15 protein-coding genes are annotated in these 20557 nt (G+C 57.3%); 8 read left to right on the top strand and 7 right to left on the bottom strand.

The window, feature by feature from the left end:
• Window positions 1-2: 2 nt before the first annotated feature.
• Complete coding sequence (locus ACYQ11_RS03050) at window positions 3-326, bottom strand: YkgJ family cysteine cluster protein (protein ID WP_459922265.1); 324 nt, start codon at window positions 324-326, stop codon at window positions 3-5.
• A 160-nt stretch (window positions 327-486) separates the two neighbouring features.
• A complete protein-coding gene (buk, locus tag ACYQ11_RS03045; protein ID WP_459922264.1) occupies window positions 487-1557 on the bottom strand; it encodes a butyrate kinase in 1071 nt (356 codons plus the stop codon).
• 302 nt (window positions 1558-1859) lie between these two features.
• On the opposite strand from buk, the gene ACYQ11_RS03040 reads away from it, so the two are divergent.
• Both ACYQ11_RS03040 and ACYQ11_RS03035 read left to right on the top strand, forming a co-directional pair.
• Window positions 1860-2834 (top strand): hypothetical protein, encoded by a 975-nt coding sequence (locus ACYQ11_RS03040; RefSeq protein ID WP_459922263.1) that lies wholly within the window; start codon window positions 1860-1862, stop codon window positions 2832-2834.
• Window positions 2834-3478 carry a hypothetical protein gene (locus tag ACYQ11_RS03035; protein ID WP_459922262.1) on the top strand — a complete coding sequence of 215 codons (645 nt, stop codon included), beginning with the start codon at window positions 2834-2836 and terminating at the stop codon, window positions 3476-3478. The genes ACYQ11_RS03040 and ACYQ11_RS03035 overlap by 1 nt, the downstream gene beginning before the upstream one ends.
• On the opposite strand, the gene ACYQ11_RS03030 is transcribed toward ACYQ11_RS03035, so the two are convergent.
• The 3 genes from ACYQ11_RS03030 to ACYQ11_RS03020 are packed head-to-tail and all read right to left on the bottom strand — an operon-like array spanning window position 3372 to window position 8392.
• Window positions 3372-6671, bottom strand: coding sequence for an efflux RND transporter permease subunit (locus tag ACYQ11_RS03030; protein ID WP_459922261.1), 3300 nt, complete (start codon window positions 6669-6671; stop codon window positions 3372-3374). The genes ACYQ11_RS03035 and ACYQ11_RS03030 overlap by 107 nt on opposite strands.
• Window positions 6668-7855, bottom strand: a complete 1188-nt coding sequence (locus ACYQ11_RS03025) for an efflux RND transporter periplasmic adaptor subunit (RefSeq protein WP_459922260.1) — start codon at window positions 7853-7855, stop codon at window positions 6668-6670. The genes ACYQ11_RS03030 and ACYQ11_RS03025 overlap by 4 nt, the downstream gene beginning before the upstream one ends.
• Before the next feature lie 36 nt (window positions 7856-7891).
• Window positions 7892-8392 (bottom strand): MarR family winged helix-turn-helix transcriptional regulator, encoded by a 501-nt coding sequence (locus tag ACYQ11_RS03020; RefSeq protein WP_459922259.1) that lies wholly within the window; start codon window positions 8390-8392, stop codon window positions 7892-7894.
• A 276-nt stretch (window positions 8393-8668) separates the two neighbouring features.
• On the opposite strand from ACYQ11_RS03020, the gene ACYQ11_RS03015 reads away from it, so the two are divergent.
• From ACYQ11_RS03015 to ACYQ11_RS02990, 6 genes are all read left to right on the top strand, one after another.
• Window positions 8669-10825 carry a sigma 54-interacting transcriptional regulator gene (locus ACYQ11_RS03015; protein WP_459922258.1) on the top strand — a complete coding sequence of 719 codons (2157 nt, stop codon included), beginning with the start codon at window positions 8669-8671 and terminating at the stop codon, window positions 10823-10825.
• Window positions 10826-11381: 556 nt separating this feature from the next.
• Window positions 11382-12146 (top strand): transglutaminase-like domain-containing protein, encoded by a 765-nt coding sequence (locus tag ACYQ11_RS03010; RefSeq protein ID WP_459922257.1) that lies wholly within the window; start codon window positions 11382-11384, stop codon window positions 12144-12146.
• A 21-nt stretch (window positions 12147-12167) separates the two neighbouring features.
• Window positions 12168-13433 (top strand): aconitase X, encoded by a 1266-nt coding sequence (locus ACYQ11_RS03005; RefSeq protein ID WP_459922256.1) that lies wholly within the window; start codon window positions 12168-12170, stop codon window positions 13431-13433.
• Window positions 13430-13846: an aconitase X swivel domain-containing protein gene (locus ACYQ11_RS03000; RefSeq protein WP_459922255.1), complete on the top strand. Its 417-nt coding sequence runs from the start codon at window positions 13430-13432 to the stop codon at window positions 13844-13846. The genes ACYQ11_RS03005 and ACYQ11_RS03000 overlap by 4 nt, the downstream gene beginning before the upstream one ends.
• A 60-nt stretch (window positions 13847-13906) precedes the next feature.
• Window positions 13907-14818, top strand: coding sequence for a hypothetical protein (locus ACYQ11_RS02995; RefSeq protein WP_459922254.1), 912 nt, complete (start codon window positions 13907-13909; stop codon window positions 14816-14818).
• Between the two features lie 315 nt (window positions 14819-15133).
• Window positions 15134-17293: an alpha/beta fold hydrolase gene (locus tag ACYQ11_RS02990; RefSeq protein WP_459922253.1), complete on the top strand. Its 2160-nt coding sequence runs from the start codon at window positions 15134-15136 to the stop codon at window positions 17291-17293.
• A 39-nt stretch (window positions 17294-17332) separates the two neighbouring features.
• On the opposite strand, the gene ACYQ11_RS02985 is transcribed toward ACYQ11_RS02990, so the two are convergent.
• Entirely contained in the window at window positions 17333-18985 is a 1653-nt protein-coding gene (locus ACYQ11_RS02985; protein WP_459922252.1) for a methyl-accepting chemotaxis protein, read from the bottom strand.
• 34 nt (window positions 18986-19019) lie between these two features.
• On the bottom strand, window positions 19020-20468 hold the full coding sequence (locus ACYQ11_RS02980) for a methyl-accepting chemotaxis protein (protein ID WP_459922251.1): 1449 nt from the start codon (window positions 20466-20468) through the stop codon (window positions 19020-19022).
• Window positions 20469-20557: the final 89 nt, after the last annotated feature.

The raw sequence follows: 20557 nt of genomic DNA, 5'->3' as shown, positions 1-20557 counted from the left end.
TCTCAGATCGGCATGTACGGGCAGTGACCGATTCTCGGACCAACCGTCTCCGGGTGGCTGCGGCAGACGGCAGGGCGTCTTTCGTAGACGGTGCAGCGGCGGTTTCTGTCAAGGAAGATGCAGTCGCTGCCCCGTTTCCGGCCGAGCACGAAGACGCCGGTTTTCGGGCAGTAGCGCTGGATGACGTGTTGTTTTTTCAGGCGCTTGACCAGATCGTTCAGGCAGTGTGCAACCTCCCATTCATCGGTCAGGCCAAGCCGGATCAGATCCGGGGCCCGCACTTCCACAATCAGGGTGCAGCATCCCGCCATGCATGTGTCGCACATGCCTTTCTTATACCGGGGCCATGTCCATGGCTTGTCGATGTCGACCGTTCCTGTGATGCTTGTATTATTCGGTTGACCCATTGGCGTTTTCCCCCTCCCCGATATCGAATCGGGGTTTGTATCAGAACGGACGGGGGGAATCAAGAGCCTCGTGAGCCGTTCAATCATCGGGGGGATAGGTCAGGGCCGGTTCGCCGTGTTCGATCACCCGGCGGGCGGCGTCGATCAGCGCTTCGAGTTCGTGTTCTCCCGGTTCGACGAACACCGGGGCGATGAATCGGATCTTTGCGGTGAGCGTCGCAACGATATGCGTGCTGTGGGCAAGCCCTCCGGTCAGAACCACGGCATCGACCCTGCCGTCCATGGCCGCGGCGAGTCCGCCGATTTCCTTGGCGATCTGGTAGATCATGCCCGAAAGCACCAGGGAGGCGCGCTCATCGTTTCTCTCGGACCGGGACACCAGTTCGCGGACATCGGTGATGCCCAGATAGGAGAAAACGCCGCCTTTGCCGGCGGCGGTGCGCTCCAGTCCGTCGGGCGTCATGGCGCCCGATCGGATCAGGGCCGCCACACCGCTGACGGGCAGGCCCCCGGTCCGTTCGGGAGAAAAGGGGCCGTCGCCGGAAAGGGCGTCGTTGACATCCGTCACCCGTCCCCGGACGTGGGCGCCGACGCTGATACCCCCGCCGAGATGGGCCACAATCAGATTGAGATCCCCGTAGGCGCGGCCCAGCTTCTGGGCGACGATCCGGGCCACGGCTTTCTGGTTGAGGGCGTGGAAGATGCTTTTTCGCTCGATGCCGGACAATCCGGACAGCCGGGCGACGGGGGCGAGTTCGTCGACGACCACGGGATCGGCGATCAGGGCCGGGCAGTGAAAACGGCGGGCGAAGTCATGGGCAAGGAGCCCGCCCAGGTTGGAGGCGTGTTGCCCGTTGACGCCCGTGGCCAGATCGTCGAGCATGGCCCCGTTGACGGCAAAGACCCCGCCCGGGACCGGTCGGATCAGGCCCCCGCGTCCGATGACGGCCCGGAAGGGGAGGTCTGAAAAACCCTGATCGCGGAGCCACTGATTGACGACATCGCGGCGCATCGCTTTTTGATCCGTCATGTGCTCGAAGGTGTCGATGAGGGCCCTGGGGTGATCGACCGCGCCTTTACGGATGCAGCCGTCCCGGTAAACGGCAAGTTTGGTGGAGGTTGACCCCGGATCGATGGCCAGATACGCCATGGCAGCTCCCTTATTGTCAGTGATAACGTGGTGAATGAATCAGGGTCGCACTTTATCATCCGGGCGGCCTTGCGTCAATATCCCGACCCGGGTGAAACCGTGTCTGCGTGATTCCCTGATAAGAAACGACATGGTTTGAAAAAGGTTCTTTACACGGTGTCATGATGTTGATACATAATGACCATTCTTCTGTCATTCCATCAATGCGTTTTCGTCATATGCGTTTCAAACGGGCCGGGTTTCCGGGCTTTTTCAAAGAGATAGGCCGGTCTTCATAAACCATGAACGTCAAGGAGCGGATCATGTTTGCCCAAGCGACTGAAAAAAAACAGGCCGTTCGGCCGGGCGCGTCAGACCCCCGTGCCGCAGCATCCCATGCGGGCATTGAATCGGACCTTTTGCGTCAGCACCGTATGATCGGTAATCGGGCCATGATGGCCCGGGAGACAGCCGCCGCCGGATCATTCACATCCTATGAAGCCCAGGATTGTCCGGGCCCGGTCTCCGAGGGCGAAACCCCCGTTCCGGCCCCTGCGCCGCCTGTGGCTCCGACGGCTCCGGCGCCTCCGGCTCCGCCGGTGACCATGACCACCCGGACCCTTCTTGCGGCTCCCAACGGGGCGGCCAACACCCGGACCACCGTGGGCGTGAACGAGCAGGTCGCCGTGACTGCCTCTGCGGCCGTGACCTGGACCGCCACCGCCGGCACCATTACCCCCGCAAACGGTCTCACCGCCACCTGGACCGCTCCGGATACGGCCACCGCCTGCACCATCACAGGCACCCCGGCCACGGGCGCGGCCGCATCGGTTCCCATGACGGTGATCCGGCCCGCCTCGCGTCAGCTGACCAAGAGCAGTGATCGGGCATACACCGCAGGGAAGGCGGGGTCGGGTTTTGTGGCCGATGTGGTGATCATGCCCACCACGGTGTCCTTCTCACGGATCGAGGTCCGGGAACAGACCGTCAATGCGACGGCCACCGGGTATTACAATACGGTTCTCGGCTGGAACAATATCGCTCATCCTCTGGGGTCCTGGTTGGCCGTGAACAGCGCCAACAGCGGGATCATCGATACGGTGGGCACCACTCCTCCCGGCTCGGGAGGAACCTTTGCCGCCGGCACCTTCGTCTGGGCCATTCCCCAGGAATATCGGGCCGGAGCCACCGGGACCCCGCGGACGTTCAGTACCGGCACCCACCGCCAGGTGATGGCCGGGGCGACCGGTGAGGAAACCACATCCAAGGAAGGCGCAAGTCGGACGAGGACACCCTGATGCGTGATGCCGTCAAGGATCTGATCGTTCATTTCGAGCATCGGGAGGAGACGGCCTACCGTGAGCGGGAGACAGCGGATTACGACCTGGCGATCGGCTCGATGATCGAGGAGGTCCGCATGCTGCCCCGTGCCGATGAACAGGCCGTCATACTGTCGGCTCTGGCCCTCTCGGCCCTGGGGCGGGGGGAGGCTCTTTCAAGTGAAGGGCTTTCCCGTATTGCAGAAACGTTTCTCGATCTGGCATCAAAAGCCTTTGACCCCGAGAACCGGATGACCCTGATGCTTCTTTTTCTCAGGGCGTGGAATGCGCTGGCGGTCACGGCGTTGAAAAGCCCGCCGTTCATTCACATGAATCCCGATCTTCCGGAGGGTGTTTTACTGCCCTCGGGGGCCGATCCGGAGTTGATCGAGGATAAAGCCCTGCGTGATCAGGCCCGGGATATGGCCGCCCGCCACCGTCTTGCCGTCAAAAGGTGGAACGCCGGCCGGCGCGCCCAGGCCCATCTCACCGACCTTGCCAACCTTTCCGCAAGAATCATTCCGCTGCTTTTTGATACGCCTGAAGCCCGGAAGGCGTTTCTGGCCCTGATGAAACAGAGCGAGGGCCTGCCGGGTTCGGCCATAACCCCCCTTGAATTCTGAGCCTGTCCCGGCCGTGTGACACGGGTTCCGCCGCCCGATGGCCGGCCGGCTCCACCGTTTCACGCGCGGGCCGTTCCCCGTGGATAAAGGCATGGGCCAGCAGACGCAGGTCGTTGAGGATGACCAGAAGACCGGGAATCAGAATCAGGGTGATCACCGTGGCGAACATCAGCCCGGCGGCCATGGACAATGCCATGGGAATCAGAAACTTGGCCTGGAGATCCGTTTCGAGAATCAGGGGCAGCAGGCCGCCCACCGTGCTGATCGAGGTCAGAAAAATCGCCCGGAAACGCCGTGCGCCCGCCTCGACAATGGACTCGAAAAACGGCAGGCCGCCGGCCAGGTTTTCGTTGACCCGTTCAATGAGTACGATGGCGTCGTTCACCACCACGCCGGCGAGGGCCACCATGCCGAACACGCTCATGATCGACAGGTCATAGCCCATGAGAAGATGCCCCGCCACGGCGCCGATGAACCCGAAGGGAATGGCGAAAAGAATGATCAGGGGCTGGAGGTACGAGCGGAACATTGAGGCGATGATCACAAAAATGCCGATAACCGAAAGGGGAAAGCTGATGGTGAGGCTGCCCAGGGATTCCCGGGCTTTTTTCTGTTCACCCTGAACGGCGATGTGCAGCTTGGGCCAGATTTGACCCGTCTCGGGAATCAGATGCGCGGACAGATCCCTCAAAATTTCGGAGGGGTTGTTCTTTTTGATGTCGACACCGGCGCTGACCGTGATACGACGCATGCCGTTTGTCCGGGTGATGGTGGAATATCCCGGACTGGATGTGATGTCGGCCACCGACATCAGAGGAATCTCCCGACCGTTCCGGGTCCGGATGATCATGTTTTCAAGATCCGACAGGCGGCTTCGTTCTTCTGCGGTATATCGAACCTTGACCTTGATGTCGTCTTTGCCTCGCTGGACCCGAAGCGCCTCGTGGCCGAAATAGCCGGCGTATACCTGGCTCGCCAGATCCTCCAGGCTGACGCCCAGATTTCGGGCCTCGGGTTTGAGTGACAGGCGGACCTCTTTTTTGCCGACGGCATGGTCGGACCGCACCTGATAGACGCCGTCGTACTCCTTGAGCCGTTTGATCAGGCGTTCGCCTGCCGCCAGGATGTCCTCCTGATTATGCCCCTGGATCCAGATTTCGATGGGGTCGCCCGGCGGTCCGGCGGAGAATCCTTCGAAGGTCAGGGCCGAAGCCCCGGCGATGGGCCCCACTTCCTTTTCCCACGCGACCAGAAGATCCTTGGCATGAATACCCCGTTGTTTCGAATCCGTAAGCACTGCCTGGACCGCCCCCACGTGGGGGCCCTCATCGGGAATGTCGGAAAGGGTCCGTCCGACCAGGGCCAGACGATCGACGATCAGGGGGGCTCCGGAGCGGGTCGGTGTTTTTTCGGCCATCCGAAGCAGGGCCGCTTCGATTTTTGTCGTGGCGTTCCGGGTGATGGCCGCCGGTGTGCCGTCGGGGAATTTTACCGTGGATGTGATGACAAATCCGTCGATTTCAGGAAACACGCGAAATTTGATAAAGCCGCCCCGGACCACGCCCATGGTCAGCAGCAGAAGGGACAGGGCCGCGCACAGGGACAGGTAACGGTAACGGAGGGTTTTGGCCAGAAAGGGTTTGTAGATCCTGTCCACGAACCATTCCAGGGATCGGTTGGTCCATTCACTCACATTGGCAGGAAAACGTTTTTTAAGACGGCTTTCCTCCGGGCCGGGCAGGTGACCGAGGTGGGCCGGCAGCAGGATCAGGCATTCGACCAGGGAAACGACCAGGCAGGCGATGACCACCACCGGAAGAATGGCGATGAATTTTCCGAGAATGCCTCCCACGTATAAAAGGGGAACAAAGGCCGTCACCGTGGTGGCCACCGCCGCCGCAACGGGGAAGCCCACCTCGGAAAGGCCGTCGACGGCTGCGTCAAGCGCCGGTTTTCCGTTTTTACGGTGAACATAAATGGCCTCGCCGACCACGATGGCGTCGTCGACCACGATGCCCAGAACCATGATGAGGCCGAACAGAGATATCATGTTGATGGTGCCGCCCATGGCCCAAAGCACCAGAAGACCGCCGGCCACGGAAACGGGGATGCCCATTCCGGCCCAGAACGACAGCCTCACATCGAGAAAGGCCCAGAGCAGGGCGAAAACAATGATGATTCCCATGATGCCGTTCCGGGTCAGAAGGTCGATGCGGGCCCGGAGGATGTCGGTGTTGTCGTAAAGAATATCAAAATGAGCGCCCTCGGGCAGGCGCTGCCGGTGCCGGGCGACAAAATCCCTTACCTCCTGCGAGATGGCCAGGGCATCTTCTTCGCGCGTTTTGCCGACCTGGATCATCATGGCCGGATCGCCGTTGATGGTGGCCTCCATGGGGTCTTCGGAAAATCCGTCCTTGATGTCGGCGATGCGGTCAAGGGTGATCATGCCCCCCTCGGGTTTTGCCAGCACCACGATGGAGCCCAGCTCCCGTCCCGTGTATTTTCTGCCCACGGTCCTCACCCGGATGTCTTCCCGGCCTGTCCGGATGGTGCCGCCTGACAGGTTGAGGCTGCTTTGCCGGATGGCTTCGGATACCTGACTGACGCTCAGGTTGTACTGTTTGAGACGTTCTTCGGACACTTCGATGCTGATTTCATAGTCCTTGCGGTCGAACAGTTCGATCTGGGACACCGAGGGCAGAGTCCTGAGGTCGTCCGTCAGGTCGTCGGCCCACTGTTTGAGCCTGAGATCGGACATGCGACCGGCCACATACAAGGTGAGCACGGGCTCTTTGTAGATGAATTCCGTGACGACCGGACGTTCGGCATCGGCCGGGAAGGTGGTGACGGCGTCGATCCGTGTCCGGACCCTGTCGAGCACCTCTTCGACCGGGTAGTTTTCCCGGACTTCGATCAGGGCCGACCCCGCGTTTTCCGAGGCGGTGGTGGTGTACTGGCCGACCCCGTCCAAACCTTCCAGAGCCTCCTCGATTTTCCGGCAGATGCCTTCTTCGATCTCTTCCGGGTCGGCACCCGGATAGGCGATGGAAACGGTGATCATGTCCAGGGAGAATTCGGGGTAGGTCTCCTTGATCATGCCCCTTACGGCCAGCCACCCTCCGAGAAAGATCAGCAAAAGAACGATGTTGGCAAATACCGTGTTTTTCGCAAACGCTTTGAGAGCCTGTTTCATGGCTTTTCTCCGTCCTTGTCGGGCGGCATGAGGGTGAGACGTGTGTTTTCAAGGGGGCTGAACAGTCGCGTCGAAATCAGACGGTCACCGGTTTTAAGATCACCGGAAATGAAACAGATCTCTCCCTCGCTGCGAACCAGAGTCACGGGCTGGGTTTTCAGCCGGTTGTTGACCGCAAGATAGACGGTGTTTTCCGGGCTGACCGTCCACTGGGGAACCCGGGCCACATGCTCAAGTGTTTTTCCGGGTATGATGACCTTGCAGAACATGCCGTCAACCAGAGGGAATCCCCCCCGGTCTTTTTTTTGCGCCTGGGGACTGACCGAGACTGAGAGGGTCAGTGTCCGGGTCGTGTCGTCAAAACGAATGACACGGTCCAGCGTACCCATAAATGTCCCACCGTCGGGGTTTTCCGTCCAGGATACGGCGCAGGGAACGTTTTTGAGCGTGGAAAACCAGGGCTTTACCGGATTTTTTTCGGGATCGAACTGCAGAAACCGGCGCGCATCGCGACTGTCGAGGGATACCGTCACTTCCAGCCTGGAATCGTCCACCAGGGTGAAAAGAGGCTGCCCGGGAACCACATACTGGCCCGCTTCGACCCGTGATTCGGATACCCTGGCATTGAAGGGGGCCCTGACGGTGCACCGTGTAAGGTTCATTTCGGCGGTGTCGATCACCTGGACCAGTCGTCCAAGCTCTTCGGCGGCCATGAGCCAGTTTTTTTCAGCGGCGTCCATGCCCGACCTTGTGGACAGTTGGTCCTGTTCGAACAGACGCTTTTTCCTCAGGTACTCTTCCTCGGCGATGGACATGATCCGGCTCTGGATCTCAAACCTTTCGCGGCCTGTTTTGAGAACGATGTCGTAATCCGTTGAATCGATTTCAAACAGCAGTTCGTCTTTGGCCACAAGACCCCCGTCGTGGAGGCTGGGATGGGTCCTTGATACCTTGCCCGGAACCTCGCAGGCCATGGGGACGGTTCGAACGGCACGGGCCTGGCCGTAGCCGGTGATGAAAACGGGGGCATCGATCAATTCGACCGGAAGGGTTTCGACCACAAGGGGTTTCTCGTCGGCCGTCATCCGGTCAGGCGGTTTTTTCATTGAAGACAGGGCCGCCATGCCGATAAAACCGGACAGAAGAACCAGTGCGCAGAGAATGATTCCTTTTCCTTTTCTCATCGTGATTGCCTCATGATTGTCTGTGCAGGTTGACATTCACGCCGTCGGGGCGGATTCGGGATCACGGTCGTCATCGGAAAGCGCCTGGCGGACTTTTCCAAGGATGTCGAACCATTCCCGGGAGGTTTCGGGGCCGAGCCGTTCCATCAGGTCCAGGACCATGGTAAGAATGGCGTTTTCGATGGCCCTGATGTCTTCCTGGGCCTTGTCTGAGATCGCGATCATGACTTTACGACGGTCCTTGGGGTTGTATGCGCGCGTCAGGATGCCCTTTTCAACCAGGCGTTCGACCATGACCGAGGCCGAGGGAGAGGAAATGGCCAGAAGACCGGCAAGGTCGTTGATCCCCAATGGTCCGTTCTTTCTGACCATTCGGATGGCTTCAAGCTGAGACTGGGTCAGTTCGCCGTATCGTTTGGTCATGTTCCGTTCACGCATGCAGCGGGACTGGGCTTTGAAAATCCTGTCTCTCATCAGTTTGCCCGTTTCAAGAATATGCTGGGCGAGGAGCCGTGTTTCCTGCGGGATGGTATTCAAAATCGCGTCACCTTGAAAAAAGGGTTGATCCGTCATTGAAAATGAAATATATAGCCAAACTAATAGTTAGGTATTCTAACTAATATTTCGCTGATGTCAATCTTTTTTTAAGCTCATTTTTTTGTTGTTTTCTTTGGTGAAAAAAACGCCGGTGTGTGTTAAGTCACCCGTGACCGCCCCCGTGGCGGAAACAGGGACGACGCCGCCTTTTCCGGATGAACGCCGATAAACCGCCACGATGGAAAAACGCCTTGCAGGAATGATATGAAGCCGGTTGTGAACGATCAAAACCATGGGTATCAAACGTTTTTTGAAACGGAAGACGCGGCGGTGATGGTCATCGATGAGGATATGACCATTCTTCGGATCAACGAAAATCTCGAACGCATCTCCGGATTTCGAAAATTCGAGATGGAAGGACGCCTGCGCTTTACCGATTATGTCCACCCCGAGGATTTGCCCCGAATGGTCCGTTATCACGCAAAGAGGCGGACGTGCGGCAAAGACGTTCCCGCGACGTATGCCTGCCGGCTGATTCACAAGGACGGCAGGATCGGGGAATACATGCTGGATGTCTCTCTGATCCCCCATACGGGCAGGACCATGGTGTCCTTTCGGGATTCACTGGTCCGTCCTGTGACCGAGCCCGGAAAAACCACCGAGGCCCAGATGTTCAGGCTGATGGCCGAGAATACGACGGACCAGGTGTTTATCGCCAATCTCGATGTTCAGATCACCTATGTGAGTCCCTCGGTGCGCAATATGTCCGGATACACCCAGGAAGAATTCAAGCTGCTGACCCCCCGGGAATATTTTGCCCCGGCTTCTTACGAAAAAGCCAAGCGCAAGGTGCGCATGGGGCTGGAGGGCCGCTACGATGTGCGACAGCCGTTTCTGGCCGAGTATCAGATCATCCACAAGAACGGGTCCATGAAATGGGTGGAGACTCTGGTCCAGTTCATTCTTGATGAGGAAGGGCGGCCCGTGTGCATCACCGGCGCCTCCCGGGACATCACCCGGAAAAAACAGGCGGAGGATGCCCTCAAGGCCAGTGAAGCCAAGTACCGCCAGCTGACCGAAGAAATCAGGGATGTGGTTCTGGTGGTGCTTCCGGATTCCACCATCGACTACATCAGCCCGGTGATCCGTGAACTGGGGGGCTATGATCCCGCAGAAATGATCGGAAAACCGATGAAAGATTATTTTGTCGATCCTCGGGAGTATGGGCGGGCCCTGTTTCTTTTCGGAGAGATCCTGAGAAGCAGAAAGCCCACGACCAATCATGAGTTTTTGTTCAAATCCAAGGACGGCGACCCCTTTTATGTGGAGGTGACGGCCAAGCCCGTGGTCAGGGACCATGAGGTGGTGATGATTCAGTGTGTGGGCCGGGACATCACCGACCGGAAGAAAGAAGAGGAAAAACTGAAAAAACGTGAGAAGAGCCTCAGTCTCGAAAACCTGAATCTGAGAAAATCCATTCATCAGTGCGGACAGTTCTGCGGCATCATCGGAAAATGCAAAGCCATGATGGATGTGTACGATCTTCTCCTGATGGCGGCCCCCACCAACCTGAGTACCATCATCTACGGTGAGTCGGGAACGGGCAAGGAGTTGATTGCACGCGCCGTCCACACCCTCAGCAATCGGAATGCAGGTCGGTTTGTGCCCGTCAACTGCGGGGCCATTACCGAGAACATCATTGAAAGCGAGTTTTTCGGTTACAAAAAAGGGGCCTTCACCGGAGCGGTCCAGGATCGCGGAGGGTTTCTCGACCTGGCCGACGGCGGTACCCTGTTTCTCGACGAAATCGGAGAAATCGGCCTGAACATGCAGGTCAAGCTGCTCCGGGCCATTGAGGGGGGAGGATACACGCCGGTCGGAAGCAATCAGCTGAAAAAAACGGATATCCGGATTGTCGCTGCGACGAACAAGGATCTGGCCGATCTGGTGAAGCAGGGAAAGATGCGGGCGGATTTCTTCTACAGGATCAACATCATCCGGATCGATCTTCCTCCCCTGCGCGAACGAAAAGAGGATATTCCCGGCCTTGTCGATCATTTTTTGCGGAAAAGCCCCAATAATGTCGATGTCACGCGTCTTCCGGATGATGTGATGTCCTATCTCGACGGGTATCATTTTCCCGGTAATGTGCGTGAACTCCAGAATATCGTCAATCAGTATATCGCCCTCAGGCGGATCGTTCCCGCGCCGTTCGGATCTTCTGACGTCAGGACGGAAACACGGGAACTGTCTGCGGATGAACGATCGGATTCCCTGGCGTCCCTGGTCAACGATTACGAGAAGAAAATTATCGGCGCCTGCCTTTCCGAATGCAACTGGAACAAAAGCCGGGTCGCCAAACGCCTCGGTATCGATCGAAAGACCCTTTCAACCAAAATCAGAAAACTCGACCTGGAACAGATTCCTTCCTGACTCCCGCGTTTTTTTCCGGATGCCGTGCCCCCCTTTTTAAACACAATGTCCTGAACGTAAAATAATCTCGTTGTTCAGTTGACGGGCATCCTGAACGTTGCCCATCGGAGGCTCAGGGGTCTGGAACAACGAAAAAATTCCGTGCCCATGATATGGGGAATGTTTCCTCGATGTGAGGAATGTTTACCCATATGTATTTTCATTGAGTTATTTCAAAATCTTAAAATATTTGTCATCACATTTGAGGGGGGATGTTCCCCATATGCCGTATGTATTGGTTTGATCGTTTGAGCTGGTATAAGGCCAATTATTCGGGTCTGTTATAATAAAAACAGCATACTGGCACGTCATGTGCAACTCCATTTTCTGAAAAATGACACACGTCAAGGCTCTTCATGCAATCGGGGCGGGGGAGCAAACAATTTCATTATCGTTATAAAAATAAAACAGCAGTGACGGTGATTGATCACACATCATCTTTCCTCACTGCCGCTTAAATCAGATCAGCGATTTTCATTTTCATCAACCATCAATCCTAAGAATTGGGGAGGACGACATGCGTGAACCGGAAGAGTTTCTATACGACAGATACCTGATGCCGACTTTTTTTGTAGACAGTGACAGCCCCGACATCATTGACTATGCAACGGCGGTCTGCACGGGTCTCATGGACGACAGGCAAAAGGCGATCGCGCTTTTTTACGCGATCCGGGATGATATCCGCTACGATCTTTTCGGCTTTGAAGTGAATCTCAACTACATGAAAGCCGGTTACATCCTGAAAAAACAAAGCGGGTACTGCGTATCCAAAGCCCTTGTTCTGGCTGCAGCTTCGCGGGTTGTGGGCATTCCCTCGCGCCTGGGCTTCGCCGACGTGATCAATCATCAGAATCCGGGGAAACTCCATGAACTGATGCGAACCAATATTTTCGCTTACCACGGATTCGCGGAGTTGTTCATCGAGGGCCGCTGGGTCAAGGCCACCCCGTCTCTGGATTCCGATCTTTGCGAAAAAATGGGCTATATCACGCCGGAATTCGACGGGATCCGCGATACGGTTTACCCGGCGGTGAACCGCAAGGGGGAGCGGCATATGGAGTATGTCAGTTTTTACGGCAGTTACCCGGATCTGCCGATTCTTGATCTTGTCGCGTCGGTGGAGACCTATTACCCCCATTTCTTTGGCGGGAAATCGATCAGTGTCCGGGCTCTTGCCGCGAGTCAGGGTCTCCGTTACGAGGATGTGGTGCGATACGCCGACATGACGCCCGTCCCCCATGAATCCCCCCGGGAAGAATACTCTTTCCGCAAAGCCGGTTAACTAAAAACGGGAATTTAAACGATGATACTCAGCGACGACGATAAGAAAATGCGTGACGGTCATTATGGACCGGGAGCCCGGAAGGCTATCGGGTTCATGATCGATTACGGGGAGGCCTTCGATGCCGCCCGGCTGGTGCCTGTCCACAGCGCCCATATCCTCCAGGACCCGCTTGAAATGCTTGAAGAGCTGATGGACGGGGTGAGCGGCTTGCGGACGCGGACCTCGCTCCATTCGGTGTCCCCCCTGGGCGGCCCCTGGTCCGAGGCCCTGGGCCTGTCCGATGAGGACACCGGCCCGGTGGTCGAGAGCAGTGTAAGGGCCATGGATATTTATAAGGACAAGGGCTGTCTGATGACGATGACCTGCGCCCCGTATCTGATGGGTAATGTTCTCAGGAAGGATCAGGTTTTTTCATGGGCCGGATCTTCGGGAATCATTATCAACAACAGCCTCTTCGGAGCACGGGGCAACAGGGATTCGGGGCTGGCCATGACCGCGTCCGCCATCACGGGACGGACACCCGAGATCGGAAGAATTCGTGACGACGGACGGGTCGGCGAGATCCTCTTCCGGTTCCAGAAAGTGGCCGTGGACCGGCTTTCCGAAGCGGAACTCGGTGCCGTCGGCTACCATATCGGAGCCCTTGCTCAGACGAAAAACGTTGTGGTGGACGGATTGCCGCCCGATCTTCCCTTTGAAAAGCTCAAATACTTCCTGTCGCCCATGCCGGTGTCCGGCGCCGTCAGCCTCTGCCATATCGTTGGGGTGACGCCGGAGGCGCCCGATGTGGATTCGGCGTTCAGGAACAGGAAGCCCGAGCACATTCTGACCATTCGTCCCTCGGACATCCGGGAGGCCGCCCGGCTTCTTGCCGACTACCACGACCCTGAGGTCGATATGGTGCTGATGGGCTGCCCCCATCTGACCATCGGGGAAATCCGTGATGCGGCCCTTATGCTTGAAGGGAAACGGGTATCGTCCCATACACGACTGGTCCTGTCCACCAACGAAGGGGTGTACCATCTGGCCCGTCGCATGGGGTATCTAAACATCCTTGACCGGGCCGGAGCCCGGGTGGTGACCGATTCCTGCATGGCGGTCTTTCCCTTTGCGCGGATGAAAGAGACGGTGCGGCGGGTGGCCACCAATTCGGCCCGGTGCGCCCATTACATGCTTCGGGGCGGAGCCGGCGAGGTCATGGGGGGGAAGGTGATGGAAACGTATTACGGCGATGCGGCGACGTGCATCCGTGCCGCGATAACCGGAACATGGGAGGAGCGATGAACATCAAGGGACATACCATTCAAGACGGTGTGGTGGAAGGGGAAGCCCTGGTTACGGACATGGCGTTTTCCTTTCTGGGGGATTTCGACATCGTGACCGGACAGGTTGACGAACGGCATGCGCTGGCGGGCCGGAACATTGCAGGGAAAATACTGGTTTTTCCTACGGGACGGGGCTCCACCACCGGAGCACTGGTCGGGTATTACGCCCGGCTGTTCAACACGGCCCCCGTGGGCATGATCTGTCGGGAAGCCGAGCCGGTCATCGCCTTAAACGCCCTCAGCAACGGGATACCCATGATGGACCGGCTGGAGAAAGATCCCCTTTCGGTTATCCGGACCGGGGACCTTATCCGTCTTGACGCCACACGCGGCGTGATCACGATTTTAACCACATCAGATAAAAAGGAGTAAGACTACGCCATGGATCATAAATTCAGATTTTTTACATCGATGATTTTCAACCGGAAGGTTATGAGCTGTATTTTCGGAAAACAGCGTTTTAGACTCCCCGAGCCGCGAAACGGGGTGTATATCCCCACCGACCATCAATTCACCCTGTCGGACAGCTATCTCGAGGAATGGAAGGAAATGATGGAAACACCCGATATCAAGGGCGTACCGCCATATTCCTACTACTGGCCCTGGATGATGGATTTTACCATGAAAGATCTTCTGCCGGAACTGGGGATCTGTCTGAAGAACGTGCTTCATCTCGGCCATGAAGCCCGGATCATGCCGGATTTTGCTTCGATCCGAGAAAAACGCAACCGCTTGAAAAATCGTCTGGTGGATCTGTGCGCCCTCAGTAAAAACAAGATCGTTCTGGTCACCGAAACCACCATTACGGATGAAAACGATCAGATTCTTTATCAGGCCAGGGATTATACGGTGGTACTGAACATGAAACCGGAGGAGATGGAAATGCTTCAACGGGCCGGGAACTGGGATCACGAAGAGATTCCGTTCCGGCATGAGAGTTTTCGCAACAAGGAATCCCTTTTCCGGGATGATGAGCATGCGCCGTTTAAAGCCTATTACTGCATGGGCGATCTGGCCGGACGCTTTGGCTCCGTGGCCGGCGCGTTGAGCGTGACCCATGCATCGGTGTTCACGGCGACCATTTTCAGAAAAGGAAAGGTTTTTCTCCAGGGCATGTGCACGGCCAATATCGTCATTAAAATTCTGTGTGACGAACTCGGGGAAACTCTCGGTGATTTCCGGGTCTATTTCACCAACCAGCTGCCGTTTCCCCAGCGTATCGAAATCCGCTATAACGACTCGGTGTTCGAGGTTTTCGATGAAGCAAACACCATGGTGGCCTACGGGCGTCGCTCCGTGACGAACACGGCGGAAGCGTCCTCGGATGAACAGCAGGCCGCCTGATTGCCCACCCCTCCTCAATCGGGTGTCAGGCGGCGTCATGAACGGTCCGTCTTCGTATTCCCCCTCCACGGGGACGGACCGTTTTTTGAAATGCCCGATCATCCTGCCGGCAAGGCGACGCGTCAAACGACGGCTTGCAGTCATGTCCGCTATTGATTTCATCTCCGTCATTGACTATAGTTTTCATAGTCAACGTGTGTTTTGCAATGCACCATTCAATGACATAGCCGTTATGTTTAGCCGTTTCAGGGCCTGATGAGAAGAAACCGTCCCAGGTCCTGCATTGGAGACGTTTTTGATCCGGGGGGGAAAAGGATGAACAAGGTTGCGTTTCTGACCACGGAATTTGCGATCAGAAAAATTCACGATTATGCCAAAACCCGAATCAACCTCCATGATGTGGAACAGATTCCCGAGGGGTCCATTATCTTCGTGGTCAATCATTTCACGCGGATCGAGACGATTTTTCTTCCCGTTCATATCCAGAAAGCCACCCGCAAGCCCGTCTGGTCCCTGGCCGACGCCGGTCTGTTCAAAGGTTTTGTCGGAGAATTTATCAGCAGGGCCGGGGCCATTTCCACAAAGGATCCCGACCGCGACAAGCTGATCGTCCGTTCCCTTCTGACCGGGGAGGCCAACTGGATCATTTTCCCCGAAGGCCTGATGGTCAAAAACAAAAAGCTGATTCACAAGGGGCAGTTCATGGTGGGGACCGACGCCGGCGGCAAAAAACCACATACCGGGGCGGGCACCCTGGCTCTCCGGACGGAATTTTACCGGGAGAGGCTGCGCCGGCTGGTTCAAATCGACCCCGATGAGATGAAGCGGCTGCTCGATCTATTCGAAATTGAGACGGTGGAACCGGTACTCGAGCGCAGTACCTTCATCGTTCCGGTCAATATCACCTATTATCCGATACGGTCCCGGGAGAACATTCTCAGCCGCCTGGCGGGCAGCCTGATCGAAAACCCCTCGGAGCGGATGATCGAAGAAATCATGACCGAGGGGACCATGATCCTGTCCGGGGTGGATGTGGACATAAGGTTCGGTGAAGCCATCAAGATCAGGCCCTACATGAAGGACCCGGTGGTTCAGTGGGATATCAATTCCAGCGCCCCCATCGGCTTCGATGATCCCATTGCCTCGCGGGATCTTCTGCGCAATCTGGCCCGGAATATCATGCACGGGTACATGACCTCGATTTACAACATGACCACGGTCAACCACGACCATCTGTTCGCCTCGATGCTTTACCGCATGGGCGAGGAGAAGGTCGCCATCGACGATCTGAAACGCCGGGTCTTTCTGGCGGCCACCCTCGATCTGTGCGACGAGAAATGCTTCAAGCACCAGAGCGTGCTGGAAAACCAGATTCATCTTCTGACCGATGACCGCTACAAAAAGTTCGATAATTTCATCACCTTTGCCGTGGACAAGGGGCTTTTGAGCGTTGAAAACGGCACGACGATCGTCAAGAACAGGGATCTGCTCGACGAGGAAAAAGAGTTCCATACCGCCCGCGCTGAAAACCCGCTGATCGTCATGGCCAACGAAGTGGAGCCCTTGACCCTGCTACAATACAATATCAAGCTTCTGGCCGGCGAACGGCCCGAGACCATTCGACAGATGGTTTACGAACAGCTTCATCGAAAAGCGCTTCGGGATTTTGAATGCGATTATTCGGATTACTACCGAGAGGGAGAATCCAAGGACCGGACCATCGGACGCCCCTATCTTCTGGAGGGTTCGGTTGAAAAGAACGGTATCGTTCTCGTTCACGGTTACATGGCCGCACCCCAGGAGGTCCGGGGCCTTGCCGATTATCTGAACAATCTGGGATACCCGGTCTACGCGCCGCGCCTCCGGGGACACGGCACCTCGCCGGACGATCTGTGTGAACGCTCGTTTATGGAGTGGATCGAATCGGTGGAAGAGGGGACGGTGATGATGGCCTGTCGTTATGACGGGGTGGTGGTCGGCGGATTTTCAACCGGAGCGGGGCTGGCACTTGATATCAGCAGCCGCCTCAACGGGCTCAAAGGGGTGTTTGCCGTCTCGGCGCCGATGAAGCTCAAAGACTTTTCCGCCCGTTTCATTCCGGCGGTCACCGTGTGGAATATGCTGATGGATACCTTTCACATCGAATCGGCCAAAAAGGAATTCATCGAGAATCATCCCGAAAACCCCCATATCAATTACACCCGGAATCCCATTGCCGGGGTCCGGGAACTGGAACGCCTGATGAGTGATCTCGAAGACCGGCTTTCCGGAATCACCATTCCCGCCTTTGTGCTTCAGTCCGGCATCGATCCGGTGGTCAATGTCAAGGGGTCACGGCTGATTTACGATCTTCTGGGGTCTGCCGTCAAGGAATATCACCTTTTTCATATCGACCGTCACGGCATCCTTTTGGGAGAGGGGGCAGGGCGGGTCTACAAAACCATCGCGGATTTTCTGGAGACCCTGGACCCCTGAACCGCCGCAGAGTCAGACCGGATGAATGTTACGAAGCCGTCAGACTTTAAAACGGTCCGTGACGGCCCTTAACCCTTCCGTCATCCGGTTCATGTCATCGGCGTTTTTGCGGACAAGCAGGCTGTCCGCCGTCAGGCCCTCCGCTTCGTCGTTCAGTTCGGCGATGTCTTTGGCCACCTCACCGGAGACACCGGAGATCTGGGCCACGCTGGTGGCCACATCCTGAACGCCCGAGGAGGCCTGGCCGATGTTGGCGGCGATCTCGTCGGTGGTGGTGCTCTGATTTTCCACCGACGAGGCGATGCGATCGACGATCCGGTCCACGTCGTTGATCAGCCGGAGGATTTCCTTGATTTCCGTGACGGATTTGTGGGTGGCGTCCTGAATCCCCCGGACCCTGTCGTTGATTTCCACGGTGGCTCCGGCGGTCTGCCGGGCCAGTTCCTTGATTTCATTGGCGACGACGGCAAAGCCCTTGCCGGATTCTCCGGCCCGGGCGGCTTCGATGGTGGCGTTTAAGGCCAAAAGGTTTGTCTGCTCGGAAATTTCCGTGATCGTTGCGGTCACCTGGCCGATTTCACCGGCGGCCTCGGCCAGGGCATTGACCAGGTCGTAGGAGATCTGAGAGCGGCTGACCGCTTCTCCGGTCATGCTTCTGGCGGTTTGTGTACTGTCCGAAACGGCTTTCCCTTCGGCGGCGATGGCCGTTGTGGACTGGGCCACCGTGCTGATGCTGACGGCGGCCTGTTCAATGGTTGACGCCACTGTGGTCATGTTGATGCTCATTTCTTCGGCTGCGGCAGCCACCACCCCGGCCTTGTCCTTGATCCGCGACACGGCGTCGGACATCTGGCCCGAAAGGTCCGACAGGCTTTTACCGGACTGGCCGAGGTCGTCGCCGTTGGACTTGATATCACGGATCATATAACCCAGGCTGCCCAGCAGTTTGTCGATGTTTTGCCCCAGAATGCCGATTTCATCGCCGGAGTCGATGTTCATACGCCGGGTCAGGTTGCCTTCGCCTTCGGCCAGATCCAGGGCCACCTGACTGGCCTTGAACAGTCCCTTGACGATGTTTTTGATCACAAAGTAAGCCAGTGCGATGAACAAAACGGTGGCCGCCAGACCCACGATCTGGCTGTTCAACATGATTTTCCGCTGGTGGGAAAGGGCCTCCTCGTATCGCCGGGCGCTGGCTTTTCCGGCCACATCGTTCATGCGACGCATCTCGGCACGGAGGGATTGAAACGCTTCTTCCACCGACCCTACGAACATGGATGCCGCCGCAGCGTCAATCACGGCCATCTCGATGGTCCGATGGATCCAGTCTTCGTAAAGCGTATAGGGTTCAACCAGAGCCTGGTATTCGTTCGCCGAGGAGATGGTATCCTTCATGGTTGTGAGGGTGTCACGGATGGTCGTTTCCAGCGCTTTGAGTTGCTCTTCGGGATAAAGGGAGCTGGTCCAGACGATCAGTTGGTGGGTTTCTCCGTTGACGGCGGCAAGTTTTTCCAGAAGGCCGGCAATTTCCTGCCGTTTGGTGTACGAGGCCACCACGCCGTCCACGCCGGTTTTCAGTTTCAGAAATCCCAGGCCCACACTCACCTCGATAAACAGAAGGACAACAATCGAAAGGATGGGAAGAAGGGATATCTTGTGTTTCAGACTCAGGTTTCGCCAGAAGGTCATCATGGGAATATCTCCGTCGGGATTGGAAACGGGTGTGCTATGATTTGGCCAATGCGGCCGGTTTGCCCTGTCGGTTGCTCCGCCCTCCGACGAGTCGGCGAAGTTTGCCCGCGAAGGTATCCATGTTCCGGGCTTCAAGGCTCAGTTCTTCTGCGGCCGAGGCGGTTTGTTCGGCATGGGCCGCGTTCTGCCGGGTGGCCTTGTCCAGGCCGCTCAAGGCCTGTTTGACGCTTTCGATGCCCTGGTCCTGCTCTTTCGTGTTTCGAGCGATGTCGTCGACGAGCGTAACGGCACGATCCACACGGGAAGTCATATCCCGAAAGGCACCGTTGGTCCGGTGGACCAGTTCCGCACCCTCCCTGATTCTTACAACGGTGTCTTCAATGAGTCCGGCCGTGTTGCGTGCCGCTTCGGCGGCCCGTAAGGCCAGACTCCGAACTTCCCCGGCCACCACGGCGAACCCGGCCCCGGATTCCCCCGCCCGGGCCGCCTCCACGGCGGCGTTCAGGGCCAGGAGGTTGGTCTGGAAGGCGATTTCATCGATGGTTTTGACGATTTTCTGGGTTTCCTCACTGGCGCTGGTCATCTGGCCCATGGTCTGGGTCAGGGTGTCCATGGACGCAAAGGCCTTTTTGACCACGCCGCCGGTTTCTTTCATCACCGCATCGGCTTTGGCGACATGTTCGGCGCTTTTCGCGATCACGGACAAGACGGCGTCCAGGCGGGATGCGGTCCGTTCAATGGCCGAGGCCTGCTCCGTCGCCACCCGGGCCAGCTCCTGGCTCTGGACCGACACGTCGCCGGAGGCCGTGTTGACGTTCGAGGCCCCTATGCCCAGTCCGTCCGCGACGAAGCTGACGGCGCCGATGATGCTGCGGATCAGGACGACGGCGACAATGACAAAAAGCGCTGCGGCACCCAGCCCGATCAGCCGGGAACGTTTGACCACGATGCCGTGATTTGCCAGGGCCGCCTGATAATTGACGTCGCTTTCAGCCTTTGCATCCTGATCCATCCGGATCATTTCCGTATTGATCAACTGAAAGGCGTCATCCACCGATCCGGCGAACATGGAGGCTGCCGATGCGTCGATCAGGGCCATGTCAAGGGTCTGGCTGATCCACTGCCTGTACTGGGCGAACGGTTCGACCAGGGGCCGGAACCGTTCGGCCGACTCGATGGTCTGTCCCATGCTGTCGAGGCCGCCCGTGATCGAAGCTTCAAGGGCCTTTTTCTTGTCCTCCGGGTATCCGGCGCTGGTCCAGACGATGTACTGGTGGGTTTCTCCATTGACGGATGCCAGTGCGTGGCGCAGGGAAAAAATATCCTGACGGACGGTGAACGACTGGATCACGTCGTCCACGCGTTGCCGTATCCTTGAAAAGCCAAAACTTGAATTTTCCACCAGAAAGATCAGGACCAGGATGGCCAGAAAAGGGAGAGAGGCGATCTTCGCTTTCAGGCTCATGCGTTTCACGAGATTCATGGGCAGTTCCCGGGCTGGATTGACAGGCGTTGTTCCGATGATCGTCGCCGGTTTAAGAACGTCAAGGCCGTTTTTGGGGCGCCGTGGCC

The organism is Desulfatiferula olefinivorans, assembly GCF_054657895.1.
Note: the sequence above shows the minus strand (reverse complement) of the source record. Positions and strands in the feature narration are given on the sequence as shown.